16 protein-coding genes are annotated in these 21,118 nt (G+C 58.1%); 6 read left to right on the forward strand and 10 right to left on the reverse strand.

All coding sequences use genetic code 11. The features are described from left to right. Window positions 1–14: 14 nt before the first annotated feature. The 4 genes from JFT86_RS22705 (at window position 15) to JFT86_RS22720 (ending at window position 5,910) form a co-directional block, all read left to right on the forward strand. Window positions 15–1,421 (forward strand): sigma 54-interacting transcriptional regulator, encoded by a 1,407-nt coding sequence (locus tag JFT86_RS22705; protein WP_201238408.1) that lies wholly within the window; start codon window positions 15–17, stop codon window positions 1,419–1,421. 307 nt (window positions 1,422–1,728) lie between these two features. Next, window positions 1,729–3,120, forward strand: a complete 1,392-nt coding sequence (locus JFT86_RS22710) for a GntP family permease (RefSeq protein WP_201238409.1) — start codon at window positions 1,729–1,731, stop codon at window positions 3,118–3,120. A 7-nt stretch (window positions 3,121–3,127) separates the two neighbouring features. Beyond that, window positions 3,128–3,901 carry a 3-hydroxybutyrate dehydrogenase gene (hbdH, locus tag JFT86_RS22715; protein ID WP_201238410.1) on the forward strand — a complete coding sequence of 258 codons (774 nt, stop codon included), beginning with the start codon at window positions 3,128–3,130 and terminating at the stop codon, window positions 3,899–3,901. Between the two features lie 53 nt (window positions 3,902–3,954). Beyond that, the gene (locus tag JFT86_RS22720; RefSeq protein WP_201238411.1) at window positions 3,955–5,910 is read left to right on the forward strand and encodes an acetoacetate--CoA ligase; all 1,956 of its coding nucleotides are present in this window, start codon (window positions 3,955–3,957) and stop codon (window positions 5,908–5,910) included. Between the two features lie 52 nt (window positions 5,911–5,962). On the opposite strand, the gene JFT86_RS22725 is transcribed toward JFT86_RS22720, so the two are convergent. Together JFT86_RS22725 and JFT86_RS22730 are read right to left on the reverse strand one after the other, a co-directional pair. Further along, window positions 5,963–9,730, reverse strand: a complete 3,768-nt coding sequence (locus JFT86_RS22725; protein WP_201238412.1) for a hypothetical protein — start codon at window positions 9,728–9,730, stop codon at window positions 5,963–5,965. Between the two features lie 136 nt (window positions 9,731–9,866). Beyond that, window positions 9,867–10,976, reverse strand: coding sequence for a PilT/PilU family type 4a pilus ATPase (locus JFT86_RS22730; protein WP_201238413.1), 1,110 nt, complete (start codon window positions 10,974–10,976; stop codon window positions 9,867–9,869). 127 nt (window positions 10,977–11,103) lie between these two features. Here JFT86_RS22730 and JFT86_RS22735 point away from each other — a divergent pair, with 127 nt between their 5' ends. Together JFT86_RS22735 and JFT86_RS22740 are read left to right on the forward strand one after the other, a co-directional pair. Further along, window positions 11,104–13,641 carry a PAS domain-containing protein gene (locus JFT86_RS22735; protein WP_201238414.1) on the forward strand — a complete coding sequence of 846 codons (2,538 nt, stop codon included), beginning with the start codon at window positions 11,104–11,106 and terminating at the stop codon, window positions 13,639–13,641. Between the two features lie 51 nt (window positions 13,642–13,692). Further along, entirely contained in the window at window positions 13,693–13,968 is a 276-nt protein-coding gene (locus tag JFT86_RS22740; RefSeq protein ID WP_201238415.1) for a peptidylprolyl isomerase, read from the forward strand. Between the two features lie 107 nt (window positions 13,969–14,075). Here JFT86_RS22740 and JFT86_RS22745 read toward each other — a convergent pair whose 3' ends face one another. The 8 genes from JFT86_RS22745 to JFT86_RS22780 all read right to left on the reverse strand — a co-directional run bounded on the left by JFT86_RS22745 (window position 14,076) and on the right by JFT86_RS22780 (window position 20,778). Then, complete coding sequence (locus JFT86_RS22745) at window positions 14,076–15,011, reverse strand: sugar kinase (protein WP_201238416.1); 936 nt, start codon at window positions 15,009–15,011, stop codon at window positions 14,076–14,078. A gap of 155 nt (window positions 15,012–15,166) precedes the next feature. After that, window positions 15,167–16,381: an amino acid deaminase gene (locus JFT86_RS22750; RefSeq protein ID WP_201238417.1), complete on the reverse strand. Its 1,215-nt coding sequence runs from the start codon at window positions 16,379–16,381 to the stop codon at window positions 15,167–15,169. A 42-nt stretch (window positions 16,382–16,423) separates the two neighbouring features. Next, complete coding sequence (locus JFT86_RS22755; protein ID WP_201238418.1) at window positions 16,424–17,188, reverse strand: IclR family transcriptional regulator; 765 nt, start codon at window positions 17,186–17,188, stop codon at window positions 16,424–16,426. A 144-nt stretch (window positions 17,189–17,332) separates the two neighbouring features. Then, window positions 17,333–17,722 carry a RidA family protein gene (locus JFT86_RS22760; RefSeq protein ID WP_201238419.1) on the reverse strand — a complete coding sequence of 130 codons (390 nt, stop codon included), beginning with the start codon at window positions 17,720–17,722 and terminating at the stop codon, window positions 17,333–17,335. Between the two features lie 29 nt (window positions 17,723–17,751). Further along, window positions 17,752–18,549, reverse strand: coding sequence for an amino acid ABC transporter ATP-binding protein (locus JFT86_RS22765; RefSeq protein WP_201238420.1), 798 nt, complete (start codon window positions 18,547–18,549; stop codon window positions 17,752–17,754). Next, window positions 18,546–19,208, reverse strand: a complete 663-nt coding sequence (locus JFT86_RS22770; RefSeq protein ID WP_201238421.1) for an amino acid ABC transporter permease — start codon at window positions 19,206–19,208, stop codon at window positions 18,546–18,548. Before JFT86_RS22770 ends, JFT86_RS22765 begins: the two co-directional genes overlap by 4 nt. A 9-nt stretch (window positions 19,209–19,217) precedes the next feature. Beyond that, complete coding sequence (locus JFT86_RS22775; protein ID WP_059405928.1) at window positions 19,218–19,880, reverse strand: amino acid ABC transporter permease; 663 nt, start codon at window positions 19,878–19,880, stop codon at window positions 19,218–19,220. Window positions 19,881–19,929: 49 nt separating this feature from the next. Next, window positions 19,930–20,778 carry a transporter substrate-binding domain-containing protein gene (locus JFT86_RS22780; protein ID WP_201238422.1) on the reverse strand — a complete coding sequence of 283 codons (849 nt, stop codon included), beginning with the start codon at window positions 20,776–20,778 and terminating at the stop codon, window positions 19,930–19,932. Window positions 20,779–21,118: the final 340 nt, after the last annotated feature.

Below are 21,118 nucleotides of genomic sequence, written 5' to 3' on the forward strand. Positions count from 1 at the left end.
TCAGGATCCGCCGCATGAACACCACCGAAAGCCTCAAGGACTACCAACGGGTTCGCACCCTGGCGATCCGCTCGCTGTTCGAGATCATCGAGCAATCGAGCGAAGGCACGGTGATTGTCGATCGGGATGCCAATATCGTCTGGATGAACGAGCGCTACGCCCGACGGTTTGGTCTTGAGTCCGCCGCCGGCGCCATCGGCAAGCCGTGTGAAAGCGTGATCCCCGGCAGTCTCTTGCGGGACGTGGTGCGCACCGGCCGGCCGATCTTGCTCGATATGCAGGACACGCCAAAAGAGCCGTTGGTGGTCATGCGTCTACCGATTCACGACGACGCCGGCAGCGTGATCGGCGCCATCGGTTTTGCCTTGTTCGATGAGTTGCGCACCCTCTCGCCGATGCTCAAGCGCTACCTGAGCATGCAGGAAGAACTGGCGTCGACCCGCTCCTTGCTGCGGGCGCGCCAGACCAAGTACAACTTTGCGCATTTCATCGGCACCAGCGCCGCCAGCCTCGAAGTCAAACGCCGCGCCCGCCGCAGTGCCAGCGCCGAGTCGCCGGTCTTGCTGCTCGGCGAAACCGGCACCGGTAAAGAATTACTCGCCCAGGCCATACACAGCGCCTCGCCGCGGGCGCACAAAGCCTTTGTCAGCATCAACAGTGCGGCGATTCCCGAAGCTCTGTTGGAGGCAGAGTTTTTTGGCACGGCGCCAGGCGCTTTCACCGGGGCTGATCGCAAGGGCCGCACCGGCAAACTGCAAATCGCTCAGGGTGGGACGTTGTTTCTCGACGAAATCGGCGACATGCCGTTGCCACTGCAAAGCAAACTGCTGCGCGTGCTGCAGGAAAAGGAATTCGAACCTTTGGGCTCTAACGAAGTGATTCACAGCGATGTGCGGGTGATCGCCGCCACGTCGACGGATCTGCAAGCGGCGATCAAGCGCGGCGAATTCCGTGCTGACTTGTATTACCGACTCAATGTATTGCCGATCAATGTGCCGCCGTTGCGGGACCGGCTGGATGACTTGCCGGCGCTCAGCGAAGCCATTCTTGAAGAGCTGCGCAGCCAGCATGAACTGAACCGCGAAGCGCTGGCCCTGCTTGGCCAGCATGCCTGGCCGGGGAATATTCGCGAGTTGCGCAATGTGCTGGAACGGGCGGCGCTGCTCAGTGATGACCTGATGCTGACAGAACATGACATACGCGCGGCCATCGGCACGTTTACCCGGGTTGAGCGAACTTCGGCACCGATGGCTGAAGTGCTGACGGAAGAGACATTCGCTCAGGCGCGGGAACGATTTGACCGGCAGTTGATTCAATCTGCCCTTGCGCAGTGTGCGGGCAAGGTACCGGAGGCAGCGGCTCGTTTGGGGCTTGGGCGGTCGACGCTGTACAAAAAAATGGTGGCGCTGGGGATCGCTTGAGTCTCCACAAAGAGACATATATCTCCATATATAGATAGACACACAGGAGTGCTTCGCACTCATCGCGAGCAGGCTCACTCCTACAGTTTGACGGGTGTACACCTCACCCTTGTAGGAGTGAGCCTGCTCGCGATGATGCCAAATCGATCAACGCAATCTCAAAACAGAGATGAATAACGCGTTCGCGACTCAAGAACCCACATAAACTTCTTATATTTCAATCACTTACATATTTGGCACAGATCTCGCTAAAGCCTTTCCCACACCCGATTCAACCACAAAAATAACAATTCCGGAGAGACACACCATGAGTGTGATCATTGCCCTGGCAGCCCTTGCGCTGCTGATGCTTGCGGCCTACCGTGGCTACAGCGTCATCCTTTTCGCCCCGATCGCCGCCCTCGGCGCTGTTCTGCTCACCGACCCTTCCGCCGTCGCCCCCGCCTTCACCGGGGTGTTCATGGAAAAAATGGTCGGTTTCATCAAACTGTACTTTCCTGTGTTCCTGCTCGGCGCCGTGTTCGGCAAGTTGATCGAACTGTCGGGGTTCTCGCGCTCGATCGTCGCGGCGGCGATTCGCCTACTGGGCACCAAACAAGCGATGCTGGTGATCGTGCTGGTCTGCGCCCTACTCACCTACGGTGGCGTTTCGCTGTTTGTGGTGGTGTTCGCGGTCTACCCGTTTGCCGCAGAGATGTTCCGCCAAAGCAATATCCCCAAACGCCTGATCCCGGCCACCATCGCCCTCGGCGCGTTTTCGTTCACCATGGACGCCCTGCCCGGCACGCCGCAAATCCAGAACATCATTCCCAGCACCTTCTTCAACACCACCGCATGGGCGGCACCGTGGCTGGGGGTGATCGGCACGATTTTCGTGTTCTGCGCCGGCATGCTGTTTCTCCAGCGCCAACGCAACAAGGCGCAACGCGCGGGTGAAGGCTATGGCAGCGAACTGCGCAACGAGCCGGAAACCGCTGCCGATCTGAAGTTGCCGAACCCATGGATTGCGCTGTCGCCCCTGTTGGCGGTGGGCATCATGAATCTGCTGTTTACCCAATGGATTCCGCAGTGGTACGGCAAGACCCACAGCCTCGCGCTGCCGGGCATGGCCACGCCGGTGACCACCGAAATCGCCAAACTGACGGCGATCTGGGCAGTGCAGGCGGCATTGCTGGTGGGGATTCTGATGGTGTTGGCGTTCGGCTTTCAGGCGATTCGCAGCAAACTCGCCGAGGGCAGCAAAAGTGCGGTCAGCGGTGCATTGCTGGCGGCGATGAACACCGCTTCGGAATACGGCTTTGGCGCGGTGATTGCGTCGTTGCCGGGTTTTCTGGTGCTGGCCGACTGGCTCAAGCAAATCCCCAATCCGCTGGTCAACGAGGCCACCACCGTGACGTTGCTGGCCGGTATCACCGGCTCTGCCTCGGGCGGCATGAGCATTGCGCTGGCGGCGATGTCCGAGCAGTTCATCAGCGCGGCACACGCGGCGAACATTCCGCTGGAAGTGCTGCACCGCGTGGCCGCCATGGCCAGTGGCGGTATGGACACCCTGCCGCACAACGGCGCGGTGATCACGCTGCTGGCGGTCACCGGCCTGACCCATCGCGAAGCTTACAAAGACATTTTCTGTATTACGCTGATCAAGACCCTGGCGGTTTTTGTAGTGATCGGCACTTTCTACGCCACTGGCATTGTGTGAGGCATTCATGACGACTCTTTCTGGCAAGACCGCATTGGTTACCGGCTCCACCAGCGGCATCGGTCTGGGCATCGCCCTCGTGCTGGCAAAGGCCGGGGCCAACGTGATTCTCAATGGTTTCGGCGATGCAGCCCCGGTGATTGCCGAGGTGGCGCAGTTCGGCGGCAAGGTCGGCCATCACCCGGCCGATGTCAGCGACCCGGCGCAGATCGCCGACATGGTCAGCTACGCCGAACGCGAGTTCGGCGGCGTCGACATTCTGATCAACAACGCCGGCATTCAATATGTCGCTGCCGTTGAAGAATTCCCGATCGAGCGCTGGGACTCGATCATTGCCATCAATCTCTCGTCGGTGTTTCACAGCACGCGCCTGAGTTTGCCGGGCATGCGCACCAAGGGCTGGGGGCGGATCATCAATATTGCCTCGGTGCACGGCCAGGTCGGTTCAACCGGCAAGGCTGCCTATGTCGCGGCAAAACACGGCGTGATCGGCCTGACCAAAGTGGTCGGACTGGAAACCGCGACCAGCAACGTCACCTGCAACGCGATCTGTCCGGGCTGGGTGCTGACGCCGCTGGTGCAGAAGCAGATCGATGACCGTGCCGCCACGGGTGTCGATCCGCAGCAGGCGCAGCACGATTTGCTGGCCGAGAAACAGCCGTCTCTGGCATTCGTCACACCGCAGCACTTGGGTGAACTGGTGTTGTTCCTGTGCAGCGAGGCCGGCAGCCAGGTGCGCGGGGCGGCGTGGAATATTGATGGTGGCTGGTTGGCGCAGTAAATATTTAATTGGTCCTGACCTTGTGCGAGATTCAGATAACAAGAGGCAAACAAATGTCCGATATCCTCTGGCAACCCGACGCCAACCGTATCGCCCATTCGCGCATGGACACGTTCCGGCGCTCGGTCAATCAGCGCCATGCGCTGAACCTTGACGACTACCCTGCCCTGCACCAATGGAGCATCGATCAGCGCGAAGCGTTCTGGCAGGCCATCGTCGATTTTTTCGGCATCAGCTTCCACACCCAGCCCGACGCGGTCCTGCGTGAAGGCGCGAAAATGCCCAGTGCCGAATGGTTTCCCGGCGCCACCCTGAACTTCGCCGAACACCTGCTACGGCGGCGCGATGATGCCGTGGCAGTGATCAGCGTGGCGGAGAACGGTCAGCGCGAGCAATTGACGTGGGCCGAACTGGCCAGTCAGGTCGCCGGGTTTCAAGCCAGTCTGCAAGCGGCGGGCGTCGGCCTCGGTGATCGCGTGGCAGCGTGCATGCCCAATACCTGGCAGACGCTGGTGGCGATGCTGGCGACCACCAGCCTCGGGGCGATCTGGTCGTGTTCTTCTCCGGACTTCGGCACCTACGGCGTGATCGACCGTTTCGGCCAGATCGAGCCGAAGGTGCTGATCACCTGCGCCGGCTATCGCTACGCCGGCAAGGAAATCGACCAGACAACAAAACTCAATGAAATCCTCGCGCAACTGCCGACGCTGCAACAGTTGATCATCGTGCCTTACGCGCGCCCGCAGGCCCGCGTGCAGGATTACCGGACGCAGGCGAATGTCACGCTGTGGGAGGATTTTTACCAACCCGGCGGCGAGCCGCGTTTCGTGCCGGTACCGTTCGCGCATCCGCTGTATGTGCTGTATTCCAGTGGCACCACTGGCGTACCAAAATGCATCGTCCACAGCACCGGCGGTGTACTGCTGCAACACGTCAAGGAGCACGGGCTGCATGTCGATCTTGGCCCCGCTGATCGCCTGTTCTACTACACCACTTGCGGCTGGATGATGTGGAACTGGCTGGTCTCGGCGCTTGCGGTCGGCAGTGCCGTGGTGTTGTACGACGGCTCGCCCTTTCATCCGGAACAACAGCGCTTGGCGGATCTGCTCCAGGACGAACGCGTCAGCGTCTTCGGTACCAGCCCAAAATTTCTCGCGACGCTGGAGAGCAGCGGCATCAAGCCCCGCGAAAGCCATGATCTGAGCAGCCTGAAAACCCTGCTGTGCACCGGCTCGGCGTTGTCGCCGCAGAGCTACGACTTCGTCTACCGCGACTTCAAAGCCGACGTGTGCCTGGCCTCGATGTCCGGTGGCACCGACATCGTTTCCTGCTTCGTCAACGGCAATCCGCTGTCGGCGGTACGTCGCGGCGAAATCATGGGCAAGAGTCTGGGAATGGCCGTTGAGGTGTGGAATGACGCCGGCCAACCGGTGATTGGCGAGAAAGGCGAACTGGTCTGCACCCGGCATTTCCCGGCGATACCAATTGGCCTGTGGAACGACCCCGACGGAGAAAAACTGCGCAAATCCTATTTCAGTCTGTTCCCCGGCGTCTGGGCGCAAGGCGATTACGCCGAACAACTGCCCCACGGCGCAATGATGATTCACGGCCGGTCCGACGCCGTGCTTAATCCCGGTGGTGTGCGCATTGGTACAGCAGAGATTTACCGGCAGGTGGAGAAGGTCCCGCAAGTGCTCGACAGCGTAGCTATCGGACAGCAGTGGCAGGACGACGTGCGAGTGGTGCTGTTTGTGCGATTGCACGATGGCGTTGAACTGGGTGAGCCCCTGCAGGAGCTGATCCGTCAGGTGATCCGCGCGAACACCACACCGCGGCATGTGCCGGCGAAGATCGTTGCCGTTACGGATATTCCGCGCACCATCAGCGGCAAGATCGTGGAGCTTGCCGTGAGAAACGTGGTGCACGGGGAGTCGGTGAAAAATACCGATGCCTTGGCCAATCCCGAAGCGCTGGAACAGTTTCGGGATCGGCTGGAGCTGAGCAACTGATCCTGGCGGAGGCGGTGAATCTGACCAGAAGCACTGGCGACAGCGCTGCTCGTCAGAAGAGTTTGTTCAACGTGATGAGTACCGGTTCGACAATCGCTTTTCCGTTGCTGGCAGCGAGTGCGGCATTGATTGTCGTCATGTTCTGGTCGTACGTGACTTTGTCTGTACTCAGCTGACTGAGCAAAGAAGTGGCCACTGCGAGGGAGTCGGCGTTTTCAAAAGCCTTGGACGACTCATGACAGGCCGTGCTCGCCTCTGTCACCGGCAGGCGACCGGACGCAAGATTCAGCAATACAGCCACATCCAGTTGCTGCCCGTTGTCGCTTTTAAGTTGTGTGTCGCTGGCGTAGCCGACATCGGCGGTTTGCGCGCTGGCATGAAACAGCTCATGGATCAGGTCGTCTGCCACCACGTCATGGTTGAAACCCAGACTGACAAAATGTTTATTCAGGTTTTTTGTGTAGATTTCAACAAATGCTATTCCAGACGCGTCGCTGGAACTCGCCTTCTTCCAGCGCTTGTAACTGTCGACATCGAAGGATGCAAGCACGGCAGTATCCTTGAGTGCATCGAGAGCGATATTACTCAGTGAAAAACCGGCAAAGTCGAAGCGAACCAGACGCAGATATTTCACCAGACGATCATTGGCAACCGCCGATGTGTCGCCGAATAATGTCTTCATCACCAGATCACGATCGCGCTTGAAGTCATGTCTGGTGAATGTATCGATGGCGTTATCGATTTTCGCTCGAGCCCGAGGCAGACTTTTTTCGATGAAGTTACGCGTATAACCGACCGGCAATGTCTTGGGTGAGTACGACAACTGCAAGGGCGCTTGATAAGCAAATCCGTCCAGTGGTTTACCCCACAGATTGCCGCGACGGTTCAACGCATACCATTTGTTGTTATCACGTGCGGCCAAAACGGCAGTCGCCTGGCCGACAGTAGCACGCGGTTTCCAGTTACCCAGCCCCATATGCGCGTTATTGGTGACGTCGGTCAACGCATAGGATTGACGGCGGCCGCTGAGCCTATGCAACTGCGTGTTGGCCTTGGCAATGATCTCATGGGTATTCTTGTTGAATCTCAGCAGGCCCTTGTGCACCAGTTTCCCACCTGCTTGCAGACCCGAGGGCACACCATCAAGCGGGTTGAAAAGGGAAATGGCTGAGGTGAACGCCAACTTGGTGAATTGCGCGGCTTTCGACGTCCTGGAGATAGCCTTGGCCGAAATGCTCAACGCTTTGGTGCTGGCACCCACTACGGTTCCAACCAGACCGATACCATCCATTAAACAGCCATAAACCCCGTCTACAACCTTGTCATGCTCACCGGATGCAATGTCCTCGATGCATCTCTTGAACGGCACGACCAAGTCGATGAAGTACGTCAGCAATCGATCCCCCTCCAATATGGAGAGTTCCAAGTCCGTTGGTATGCGAACCAACTCACTGAGTTCTTGTGCATTGAAGAACGGTCGATGTCTGAAAACGAATCCGGCGAGGTCCTCGACATTCGGATCGTTGAAGGTTTGATAAAAACCGTGCTTTGGAGCATAAGATTGTCGCGGTTTTGGCTGCGTTCCCAGTTTATCGAGGATTGCCATGCTGGAGGTAATCGAAGTATTTTCAGCCGTCGCATGGGTATAGCGCTTCACATCGAGTGGCAGGCTTTGCGTAGCAGTGACCTCCTGTTGATCTTTCACATCGCCGTGGAAAAACAACCTTTCGGAATCTTGCAACTTCCGCTCTCGAGTGATGAAAGCACCCAAGGCGTCGTTTTTCCGAATTTCTCCGCGCGAAGTGAATAGTTCATAGCAGAGGAGCGTGTTTTCGCGCATCGCACACATGACAACGCCAAAACGTCCCGTTGCAGCATCTCTGCTCTGTTGTGTTTCTCTTGGGAAATCATACGTAAATGGGCCTCCGGCACGATACGTACGGGTATAAACAGCGGATTCACGCACCGTGAAAAAGTGTACGTTTGTATTTAAAAAGACTTGCAGATCAGCCTCCGGCATCTGCGCTATGGCAAGTTTGACGGTGGACAACATGGCATTGTTCAGATCATCAAGATGTAGCTCCAACTGACGATCCAGTTCTTCGTCACAGGATTTAAGTTGCAGCAGTTTCGGGTAGCGCGTGTAGAGGCTGACACCAGACGGGTTGTAATTGATCGCCGGCCGGGGCACCCCGTTTGTTACCAGGCGTACTGTGCGCCTGTCCCACTTAGCCGTGACCAAATCGCCCGATTGATGCAGATCGACCATGGACATGACCTGCTGCCCTCCCTTCTCGGAGAGTGCCTTTTCGTCCAGCGTATCGCAGCCCGGTGCTGCTACTTTAAGTGCCTTACGGGCAATGTTCGCCCTGCTGGGTAACGGCGTGGAAAAAGTTCGAGCAATGTGTGCAAACATCTCAGCGTGCTTTTCGAATTCATCAAGCGCACGTCGTGTGCTGGCCTCCTCAGCCTGAGCAAGTTCAGTGCTTGTGACAATCTGGTTGAGCAGCGCCCAATCGACGATCGGGTCGATCATCGCCAGATCTTTTAGATGCTTCTGCGCTTCACTGACCGGCTCCAGTTCGGCATAAGTCATGATCTGCGCATAGTTCAGCACTCGAGATGAGCCAGCCTTCACCGCCTCTACGAGCACGACGCCCCGACAAAAATTGACCCATGCAATTGAGCCCATGGTCACAGATGTGGGAATTTCCGGTACCAGGAACTCCGGTGCCGTCCGTGACAGTAGTAAATGCGCTACCAAGGGGGTCAACTGAGGATCTACCCAGTGTTTGGCGCGCAGATGCGCTGTCAGTTCTTCAAGAACAACTGAAGGGTGCCTGTCAACGTGGGTTGACGCATTCAGATCAAAGCCCTCAACCATCTTACGCTGACGGATGTGACCAATTGACGGATCCAGATTGAGTAACATGGCTGTCATCAATAACTGCGCGAGAGTGTTTTCAGACGCAACCTGCCCCTCTTTTATACCGAACCAGCCCAGTTCATCCAGGTATTTCCTGGCGAGAATCTGAGGAACAGGCTCGTTCACAAATGCGGACACTATCCGGGCAGCACTTTCATGCGATACAGCGGGCTGTCCTGTGACGTTGTGCAAAGCAACCAGCAGTTTTCTTGCTGGCATAAGTTTTGTAGTCGCTTTACGAATTTCCGAAAACTGCTCTTCCCCTAATCCAACCAACGTAGGGTCATCCGTCTGAAAATGGTCCCAGTAATTTCCGGGCTCACTCACTTGAGGATCAAAGTTGAACAAGGCCAGCAGATTCCTGACGTCGGCCTTGTTTTTCGGCAGATTTATCTCATGGAAGGTAAACCACTGATCGAGTGTAATATCCAGATCAGGCCATACATATCCACCCGTTGCCCTGGCTATGTCAGCAATCATGTCTAGTGCAGAGTGTAGTTCTTCATAAACATAAAGAGAGCTGATAGAAACCAGGTCTACCCAACCGTCAACGGCACGGGCTTCAAATGCCCCATCAGATGTGACGCGTATCAGACCGTTATGGTTGTACGCTCCTGCGCGAAAAACTCCTTTTTTTATAGCGCCATGTTCGAGCATCTGTTTAAACAAAAGCCTGCCGGGATTATAAATTTCGTGAAGTGACGACCCCTCCTGCAACTCCACCTCATGCGCGTACCAATCGATCACCTGATCGTCAGAGTATTCAGTTAATGCATTTTCCAGTTCTGCCAGAACCTTAAGGCGCTCGACGGCATCTGCGTCAGACCTGCGCTGCCATTCGGCAAGAATAATCGGTGACGACCGGAAGGCTTTATTTCTCGTCGCAAAACTCATCGCAGAACCTCATCAAGTTAATTTTGCTGAACACTTCAGCTCGATGACGTTCTACTTTCCCTGATTAAACACGTCTATTTAAAAAATATTAAACAGTATTGCCACCGCCATAACTACAACCAACTAAAACACTCAATCAATCCATCAAACCCCACTCTCCAACTGAGGAATCCTGGGGACCCTTACTATCTCCAACCAACTTCAAGCGCAACTTCAGATTATTCACCGAATCGGCATTTTTCAACGCTTCATCTTCAGTAATTACACCCTCCATCACCAATGCGAACAAGGCTGCATCAAATGTCTGCATTCCCAGCAGCGTGGATTTTTCCATTATCGGTTTAAGCTCGTCGAACTCAGACCGTCGTATCAGATCGACGACGGTCGGCGTACCCAACAATACCTCCACGGCAGCCCTTCGTTTGCCATCAACCGTCTGCACAAGTCTCTGCGAGATACATGCTTTCAAGTTGTTGCCCAGTGCCTGCAACAACTGCGGCCGCCGCTCTTCCGGGAACATGTTGATCATTCGATCCAGTGCCTGATGGGCGTTATTGGCATGTAACGTTGAAAGCACCAGATGACCGGTCTCGGCAAAGGCCAGCGCATGCTCCATGGTTTCGCGGTCACGAATTTCGCCAATCAGCACCACGTCCGGCGCCTGGCGCAGGGTGTTTTTCAATGCCGCGTGAAAACTGCGGGTGTCGACGCCGACTTCACGCTGGTTGATGATTGAGCGCTGATGCCGGTGGATGTACTCGATCGGGTCTTCGATGGTGACGATGTGCCCGCTACTATGGCGGTTGCGGTGATCAATCAATGCCGCCAGCGAGGTCGACTTGCCCGAATCGGTGGCACCGACAAACAGGATCAAACCCTGTTTGAGCATCACGGTTTCAAGCAAAACCGGCGGCAGTTTCAAGTCTTCGAAACGCGGGATGTCGAGTTTGACGTTTCGGATCACAATCGACACATCATTACGCTGTTTAAAAATGTTGACCCGGAAGCGGCCAATCCCCGGACGCGAGATCGCCAGGTTCATTTCCAGATCCCGGTCGAACTCCCGACGCTGCTCGGCGTCCATCAGGGAGGTGGCGACAGTCGCCACCTCGCCGGGCTTGAAGGGTTGCTCGCTTAACGGCGTCAGCACGCCATCAAACCTTGCGCTGGGTGGCGCGCCCGTGGACAGAAACAGGTCCGAACCGTGACGGCTCGCCAGTTGTTTAAGCAATGCGTCGATTTCCATGACAAAAAACACCCGCGAGCGTGTAATGAACAGACAGGGCCCGCGCAGTGACGCAAGGGGCCAAACAGCGTCTACCGAACTAGGATAGTAGACGCCGCCTCACCGACCGATGCTCAGGATTGATGCAATGAACGCTGTACCCACCACTGACGATGCCCAGGCTCTGATCGCCCGTACCGACTGGAATCGCACCCCGTTGGGCGCGGCTGGCACTTGGCCGCAGAGCTTGCGAACCGCCGTGGACATCGTGATTCACTCGCCGATGCCGATGTTGCTGCTGTGGGGCACGGAGCTGACGCAGATCTACAACAACGGCTTCGCCCTGCTCGCCGGGAGCAAGCATCCGCACGCTTTCGGACAACCTGCGCACCAGATATGGCCAGAACTTCGAGACTTCACTGACCCGATTTACAGCGCCGTCCTACAAGGCCAGGTGCGCACCTACAGTGAACGGCGTTTCACCCTGCAGCGTGAAGGCAAGGATTCGGACTTCTGGCTGGACCTGACTTACAGCCCGATCCGCGATGAAAACGCGCAAGTGGCCGGGATTCTGGTCACCGCCATCGAAACCAACGAGCGTCGGCGCATCGCGCTGGAACTGCAACAACGCTCCGATGACAGCCTCAAGGCCCAGCGCGAAACCGAAGAGCGCCTGCAACTGGCGCTTGCCGCGACCGATGCGGTCGGCACCTGGGACTGGGACATCGGCGAAGATCGCTTCATCGCCGATGCGCATTTCGCCCAGTTGCACGGCATTGATCCGTCACGCGCCGGACAATTGCCCATCAGTGATTACCTGCACGGCGTGCACCCCGAAGACCGCGCGCTGGTCGCCCGCAGCATCAAGCATTGCATCACTCACGGCACCGAATACGCCGAGGAATACCGCTTGTTGCTGCCCGATGGCGAACAGCGTTGGGTGTTTGCCCGAGGCCGCTGCTACAAGGATCACCATGGCCGCCCGGTGCGCTTCCTCGGCGCAGCACTGGATCTGACCGAGCGCAAACAGACCGAACAGGCGTTGCGCCAAAGCCAGACCGAGCTGCAGTTGATCATCAATGCCATGCCGATCCTGATCAGCTACGTCGACCACGAAGAACGGTTTCGCCTGAACAACGCGGCGTATCTCGACTGGTACGGGCTGACCCCGCAGGAGTTGTATGGCCGCACGATTCGTGAAGTGATCGGCGAAGAGGCGTATTTTCTGCGCGCACCGTATATCGCCGAAGCGCTGGCCGGCCGCCCTTGCTCGTTCAGCCTCTACACCAATCACCGCGACGGTAGCGCCCGGCATGCGCTGATGAATTACCTGCCGCGTCACGGACCCGATGGCGCAGTCAACGGCTTTTACATTTTCGTGATCGACGAAACCGAACGTAAAAAGACCGAAGAAGCACTGCGCAATCTCAACGAAACCCTTGAGGAGCGAGTCAGCGCCCGAACCGATCAACTGGCGCAGGCCAATCAACGTTTGCAGAACGAAATGTTCGAGCGTGAGCGCGCCGAAGATGCGTTGCGCCATGCGCAGAAGATGGAAGCGGTCGGCCAGCTTACCGGCGGCATCGCCCATGACTTCAACAACATGCTCACGGGGATCATCGGCAGCCTCGACCTGATGCAGCGCTATATCGCCGATGGCCGCGCGGACGAGATCGGCCGCTTCACTGACGCAGCGGTGTCCTCGGCCAACCGTGCAGCGGCCCTCACCCATCGGTTACTGGCGTTCTCGCGGCGCCAGTCGCTGGATCGCAAGACCCTGAACGTCAATGAGCTGATCCATTCGCTGGAGGATCTGATCCGTCGCACCAAAGGCGATCCGATCGAACTCACCTTGCGCCTGGCCGAAAATGTCTGGCCGGTCAGCACCGACGTCAGCCAACTGGAAAATGCCCTGCTCAATCTGGTGATCAACGCCCGCGACGCCATGCCTGAGGGCGGTGAACTGCTGATCGAGACCGCCAACGTCTATCTCGATGGCAGCGACCTTTCGACGCTGGAGCCGGTCAACGCCGGCGACTACCTGATGTTGGCGGTCAGCGACAACGGCACCGGCATGACACCTTCGGTACGCTCCAAGGCCTTCGATCCGTTTTTCACCACCAAACCCATTGGTCAGGGCACCGGCCTCGGGCTATCGATGATTTATGGTTTTGCCCAGCAATCCGGCGGCCATGTCGGCCTCGACAGTTTGCCGGGCCAGGGCACGTGCGTGCGCCTGTATTTGCCACGTTTGTATGGCATCGAAGCTGAACGCCCGACTGTTGTAGCCATTGAGCAGACGTCGTCGACTGCAACGGGTGAAACCGTGGTGGTAGTCGAGGATGATCCGGCGGTGCGCATGCTGGTCATCGATCTGCTGACAGGTCTGGGTTATCAGGCGCATGAAGCGGAAGACGCGAAGACCGCCCTGCCACTGCTGGAGTCGGATTTGCGTGTGGATCTGCTGGTCACCGACGTGGGCCTGCCGGGCATGAATGGCCGGCAACTGGCAGAGATCGCCCGCCAGCGTCGTCCGACCCTCAAAGTGTTGTTCATGACCGGGTATGCGCAGAACGCCGCCGAGCGTCAGGGTTTTCTGGAGGACGGCATGGACATGGTGGCCAAACCGTTTTCGATTGAGTTGCTGGCCGGCAAGATCCGCACGATGCTCAGCCAAACGTCTTGAGTTGAGGCATAATCCGCGCCCCGCCGTCACCCCGTTATCAGGTACCGCAAGATGAAAGCCCAAGCCCGCCACATTCTGGTGAAAACCGCCGAAGAGGCCGAACAGCTCAAACAACGCATTGCCAAGGGCGAAGCGTTTGATATGCTGGCGAAGAAATATTCGACCTGCCCGTCCGGCAAACGCGGCGGTGATCTGGGTGAAGTGCGGCCGGGGCAGATGGTCGGTGCGATCGACGCGGTGATTTTCAAGAAGCCGTTGCGCACGGTGCATGGGCCGATCAAGAGCAAGTTCGGTTATCACCTGGTGCAGGTGTTTTACCGGGATTGACTTGACTCACTTCCCTGTAGGAGCTGCCGAAGGCTGCGATCTTTTGATCTTGCTGTTTAAAAGATCAAAAGATCGCAGCCTTCGGCAACTCCTACAGGGGTTGTGGTTCAAGGGTGGGGAATCAGAGCGCCGGGAACCTGGATCACCCGACTAGCCAACCGATGTCCGGCCTGCGCCGCTTCTGCCGGACTGCCACCCCTCAAACGACTGGCCAGATACGCCGCACTGAACGAATCCCCCGCCGCCGTGGTGTCCACAACCTTTTCGACCTTCTGCGCCGGCACTTCAAACGCTTCGCCATCACAACGAATCAGACACGCCTCGGCACCGCGCTTGAGCACCACTTCCGGCGTGCCGATCTGCGTGTAAGCCGCGAACACCGCATCGCAATCGGAAAAACCGAACAGGGCCTGCTCGTCATCCACCGTCAACAACGCCAGGTCTATGTGCGGAAAAACGCTGCGATACGCCGCCCGCGCCTCTTCCGGTGAGGCCCACAAACGGGGCCGGTAGTTGTTGTCGAAAACGATTCGCGCATCACGCTGGCGGGCTTCGATCAGGGTCTGGATCAATCGGTCGCGGCCCTGCGCACCGAGAACAGCCAGGGTGATGCCGCTGAAATACAGCACGTCGTAATCCGGCAACGCAGCCAGAATCGGCTCGGCGGCCGGCGTGGTGAAGCAATCACGCACGGCGGCTTCGTTGCGCCAGTAGAGAAAACGACGTTCGCCGTTGGCATCGGTCTGAATGCAATACAGGCCGGGCAGCCGCCCGGCCAGGCGTTGCACCCTTTGCAGGCCAATGCCTTCGCTGGCCCAACTGGCGCACATGGCGTCGCTGAAGCTGTCATCACCGAGCGCCGTGACGTAGTCGACCTGAGCCTTGTCGCCCAAGGCGCGGGACAGGTAGACCGCGGTGTTGAGGGTGTCGCCGCCGAAGCTTTGTTGCAGGCTGCCGTCGGCACGCTGCTGGAGTTCGATCATGCATTCGCCGATCAGGGCGATGCGCGGGGTGTTCGGGCCCAAGGGGCTTAGGGTGGTCATGTTGTGGTGTCTCTGGTTGATCGCTGGTGTCTGCACAGGCCTCATCGCTGGCAAGCCAGCTCCCACAGGATTCAGTGTTGCAATACAAAACTTGTAATCGACACAAAACATTGTGGGAGCTGGCTTGCCAGCGATGGCTACAACTCGGTCAAACCTTAGAAGCAAGTCTCCATGCCTTCGATTACCGACAACTGCTCATCCACCAGTAATCCCACACGCCACTTGTCAAAAGTCAGGCATGGGTGCGATGTACCAAATGAAACGATGTCACCCACGCGCAACTCAACGCCCGGCGCTACAGTCATGAACGCATGCTGGTCCATCACCGCTGTCACTTTGCACGCACCGACATCGTCGCCAACCGCCGGCACCACTCCGGCTTTGTAACGCAGCAACGGCACCGGCAGACCGGCATCGAAGGCGACATCGCGCTTGCCCAGGGCAATCACCGCAAAGCCCGGCTCCGGCAGCGATTGCACGTGCGCCCAGACTTCCAGTGCCGGACGCAGGCCTTCGTGCAGGTCGCTGCGACGATCGAGCACGCAGCATTGCGCCTCTTTGTAGATGCCGTGGTCGTGCGCCACGTAACTGCCCGGACGCAACACGCTGAGGAAGCGGCCGGCCGCGTTCTGCGCTTCAAAAGATTCGGCAATCAGGTCATACCACGCCGAACCCGACGCAGTGATGATCGGTTTGGCGATGGCGAAAGCGCCGCTGTCCTGCAACTGCACGGCCAGACGCACCAGTGACGCGGCGAATTCGCGGATGCCGCTGACCGCGTGATCGCCATGAATCACGCCTTCGTAACCTTCGATACCGGTCAGCGCCAGCGCCGGTTGCGCGTTGATCGCCTTGGCCAGTTCGATGACTTCCCGCTCGCTGCGGCAACCGCAGCGGCCGCCGACCACGCCGTACTCGATCATCACGTTGAGCTTCACGCCGCGCGAAGTGAAGTAGGTGCCGAGATCGGCGACGTTGTCCGGGTGATCGACCATGCAATAAAAATCAAACGTCGGGTCGGCGAGCAGATCGGCGATCAGTGCCATGTTCGGAGTGCCGACCAATTGGTTGGCCATCAGCACTCGGCGTACACCGTGGGCGTAAGCGGCACGGGTCTGGGTGGCGCTGGCGAGGGTGATGCCCCAGGCACCGGCGTCGAGCTGACGTTTGAACAGCGCCGGGGTCATGCTGGTTTTACCGTGGGGCGCGAGTTCGGCGCCGCTGTCGCTGACAAACTTCTGCATCCAGCGAATGTTGTGCTCCAGCGCCTCGCGGTGCAGCACTAGCGCCGGCAGGCTGACGTCACGCACCAGGTGCGCGCCGATGGCGGCATCGCCCTTTTCCACAGCGGTATTGATGGCAGTCGTCATGGTCAAACTCCTCGCATTCATTCGCGGCGCAGGCAGCCGCGATTATTCGTTGATTCGCCGGGCGAGGCTGTTGGCGCTCTCGATCAGTACCCGGCGATAGTCGTTGTAATTGTTCTTCGCATCGGCCCGTGGAGCGACGATGCACAGGGTGCAGATCGCTACGCCATAAGGGTCTTTGACCGGGGCGGCGAAGCAATGGGTGAACGTGTCGGCAACGCTGTCGAAGGAGAAAAATCCATCGATGCCGGCCTGACGGATCTCCGCCAGAAAACGTTCCAGCGGCAGGCGCTGGCCGTCGGGCAGGATGTAGTCGCCTTCGTCGATCAGGTCGATAATCTGTTGATCGCTCAAATGCGCCAGCAGCAGGCGACCGGAAGCGGTCCATGGGATCGGCGCGTTTTCGCCGATGTCGGAAGAAATGCGGAAATGCCGCTCGCCCTCCTTCATCAACGCCACCGTGTATTTGCGCCCGTTGAGCAGGCACATCTGCGCGGTTTCGCGGGTCTGGCTGACGATCTCCTGCAGGGCATGATCGGCCTCGCGACTGAGGTCGAAATGACGCAAATGCGCCTGCCCGAGGAAATACAACTGACGGCCGAGATAGACGTGACCGTCCTTGCCCACCGGCTCCAGAATCCGCCGCTCCAGCAAGGAAGCGACCAGCTCGTAGACCGTGGATTTCGGGCTGCCGATGCCGTTGGCGATATCGTTGGGGCGCAGCGGCTGGCCGATCTCCTTGAGGAAATCGAGGATATCGAACGCCCGGTCCAGACCGCGGGCCCGGCGTTTGATGGTGTCTTCGGTCATGACTTCAGTTCCCAATGAAAGTGCCGGGAGTTTACCGAGAGTGCAGCGTCGACGGTTAGATCGCTTTCGCGAGCAGGCTCACTCCCACAGTTGAAACGCGTTCTCCTGTAGGAGTGAGCCTGCTCGCGATAGGGTCACCTCGATTCAGGCCTTTTTCTTGTACGCGATGCAGTCGATCTCGACCTTGCAATCGACCATCATGGTCGCCTGCACACAGGCCCGCGCCGGAGCGTGCTCCGGTTTGAAGTACTCACCGAAAACCTTGTTGAAACTGCTGAAATCCCGTGGGTCGTCCAGCCACACGCCTGCACGAACGACGTCCTCCAGGCCATAACCGGCCTCTTCGAGAATCGCGATCAGGTTCTTCATGGTCTGGTGAGTCTGCTCGACGATGCCGCCAACAATGATCTCGCCGTCCAGCGCCGGCACCTGGCCGGACACGTGCAGCCAGCCATCGGCTTCAACGGCGCGGGCGAATGGGCGAGGCTGGCCACCAGCGGCGGTGCTGCCGGTGCCGTAACGAGTAATGCTCATGGGTACTTCTCCTATTACAAAACCAAAGATTAAAACCGCGTGCTCTTGAGAAACTCAGCCAGACGCGGCGATTGCGGGCGTTCGAACAGTTCCTTGGGAGGTCCCTGCTCTTCGATCCGCCCCTGATTCATGAAAACGATCTTGTCCGAAACCTCGAAGGCAAAACGCATTTCGTGGGTCACCAGCAGCATGGTCATGCCGTCTTCGGCGAGCCCCTTGATCACGTTGAGCACTTCGCCGACCAGTTCCGGGTCGAGGGCCGAGGTGACTTCGTCAAACAGCATCAGGCTCGGGTTCATCGCAATCGCCCGGGCAATCGCCACGCGCTGTTGCTGACCGCCGGACAACTGACCGGGAAAGTGATTGCGGCGTTCCAGCAGGCCGACCCGCTCCAGCCATTTCTCGGCCAGTACCACGGCTTCGTCCTTGTGCATTTTCTTCACCTTGAGCAGGCCCAAAGTGACGTTCTGCAACGCCGTCAGATGCGGGAACAGGTTGAATTGCTGAAACGCCATGCCGGTCATCGCACGATGCCGGGCAATAACTTTTTCGCCATGGCGTACGCGCTTGCCGTTGACCTCGTCGTAGCCGATGGACTCGCCATCGAGCAGGATCTGCCCGCCCTGAAACTCTTCAAGCATGTTCACGCAGCGCAGCAGTGTGGTCTTGCCGGAGCCGCTGGAACCGATCAGCGTCACCACGTTGCCGCGCTGCATGCTGAGGTCGACACCCTTGAGCACTTCGACCGCGCCGTACTGTTTGTGCAGGCCACGGATGTCGAGCAGTGGCTGGCCGTTTTGAATGTTGGAAACTTGAGCTTCAGTCATGGCAAGGCCACCCGCTTTTCAATGTGCCGGCCGAGTAATTCGATGCCGTAGTTGATGACGAAAAACAGAAATCCGGCGAACAGGTAAAACTCGAGCGTCATGAAAGTTCGAGCGATGATCTGTTGCGTGCTGAGGAGCAATTCGGCGACGCCGATCACCGAGAGCAAGGTCGAGGCCTTGACGATTTCGGTGGACGAATTGACCCACGTTGGCAGGATCTGCCGCAACGCCTGGGGCAACAGCACATAGCCGAGGGATTGATAAAACGTCAGGCCGATGGCCTTGCCCGCTTCCATCTGCCCACGGGGCAACGCTTGCAGTGCACCCCGGACGATTTCCGCCACGTGCGAGCCGCAGAACAAGGTCAGGCCCAGGGCGCCGGCCTGAAACGCGCTGATCTGCCAGCCCAGCGCCGGGGCCATATAGAAGCAGGCCAGCACCAGCACAAACACCGGGGTGCCGCGAATCAGGTCGACGTAAAAGCGAAACGGCGCGCGCATCCAGAATCTGCCGTAAGTCAGCACCAGACCGGTGACGACACCGAGCAGCGTGCCAAACAGAATCGCCAGCGCCGACACCTGCACACTGGTCAAAAACCCTTGCAGCAGGGTTTCCCGCGCCACCCACAATTCATGCAACCAACTAGGTGATTGGTACATCGCAGCCTCCTATCGGCGGATCGCCAGACGCTGCTCGAGGTAACGCAGCAGCATGGCAATGAGGTAACAGGCCGCGACATAGAGCGCCGTGGTCACCAGCCAGGTTTCGATCACCCGGTAGCTCTCCACATTGATCTTGCGCGCGTAATAGGTCAGCTCTGGCACGGCAATCGCAGCCGCCAGCGAGGTGTCCTTGAACAGTGAAATGAAGTTGTTCGACAACGCCGGCAACACGTTGCGCAGCATCACCGGCACCGTGACGTAGGCCTTGACCTGCCATTCACCGAGACCGATAGCCAACCCGGCTTCACGCTGTCCCTTCGGAATGCTGAGCAAACCGCCACGGAACACTTCGGTCAGGTACGCCCCGGCATACAACGACAGGGTGATGATGAACGACGGAATCTTGTCCAGCCGGATCCCCAGGCTCGGCAACGCAAAGTAGATCAACAGAATCAAAACCAGAATCGGCGTGTTACGGATCACCGTCACATACACCGAAGCCAGCACCCGCAAGGCGCGATGCTTCGAGAGCAAGGCAAACGCCATCAGCAGGCCGATCACGCAGCCGATGGCGATCGACACCAGCGCCAGTTCAAGACCCAGACCGAGCCCCGCCAGCAAGGTGTCGAAATCACGCCACACGGCGGCAAAGTTCAACTGATAGTTCATGGTCAGCAGTACCTTGAGGGGGCGACTGGATCGCCCCACTCTCACGGGATCATTTGAATTCGACTGGGAAACCGATGGCTGGAGACGGCAGATCAACACCGAACCATTGCTTGAAAGAGGCGGCATAGGTCGGGAACTCCACCCCGGTCATGGCTTCATGCAGCGCGGTGTTGACGAAGTTCAACCAGTCCTGATCGCCGCGTTTGACCGCGCAAGCGTAGGTCTGCGGGCTCCAGGCGTAAGTCGGGCTGCGATAACGGCCAGGGTTCTGCACCATCAGGTATTTGACCGAAGACTGGTCAGTGGCGGCAGCATCGGCGCGGCCGGAGTTAACGGCCTGATACATCAGGTCGACGCTGTCGTACTGATCGACCTTGGCCTTGGGCAATGCCTGATGCACCAGTTCTTCGGCATAGACGTTTTGCAGCACCGCCACAGTGACGCTGTCGCCGCCGGCCTGCAGGTCTTCGATTTCCTTGTACTTGCTGTTGTTCGGCAGCAGCAGCCCAACGCCTTCACGGTAGTACGGCAGAGTGAACGCGACTTGCTGGGCACGGCTGGCGGTGACAGTGATGAACTGGCAGCTCATGTCGACCTTGTCGGTGAGCAGATTGGGAATTCGCGCATCAGACGACTGCACGACAAACTCGACTTTGCTCGGATCGTTGAACAGACCTTTGGCCACCATCCTGGCGATGTCGATATCAAACCCCTGCAACTTGCCGTCCGCGCCCTGAAAGTGCCACGGCGCATTGGTGCTGCCGGTACCGACAATCAATTTGCCGCGAGCCAGAACACTGTCGAGCTTGCTGTCGGCTGCTTGGGCCAGGCCCATGACAGTGGAAGAAGCTGCAAGAACAAAAACACACGCTTTGAACAACGAAGGACGGCGATGCATGGCAAGCACTCCAGGATGGTGTTTATTCCGCTATACCGGAATACGGTTTGTTACTACGGAATAGACAGCAGAAAGTGTGCCACAGGATTCGGGTGGAATCTGCAGTGGGGAGAAATGTTTTTGGAATCAAGGAGATGAAAAAAAGGATCAATGACGTTGTTACGGCTTTTAGCAAGAGACCCCGCTACCGTTGGCTACACACGCCGGGTATTCGCGCCACATTTCGGAGCAACTGACACAAAACAACGCACAGTGCACCTGTCAACTCTGACAGTAGGCGCGCAACTCAGACTCGCTTAACTTGAGTACATTCGCAGCCGGATCTGAAAAGGGAGATTTC

It is taken from the genome of Pseudomonas sp. TH06 (assembly GCF_016651305.1).
Classification (GTDB): Bacteria; Pseudomonadota; Gammaproteobacteria; order Pseudomonadales; family Pseudomonadaceae; genus Aquipseudomonas.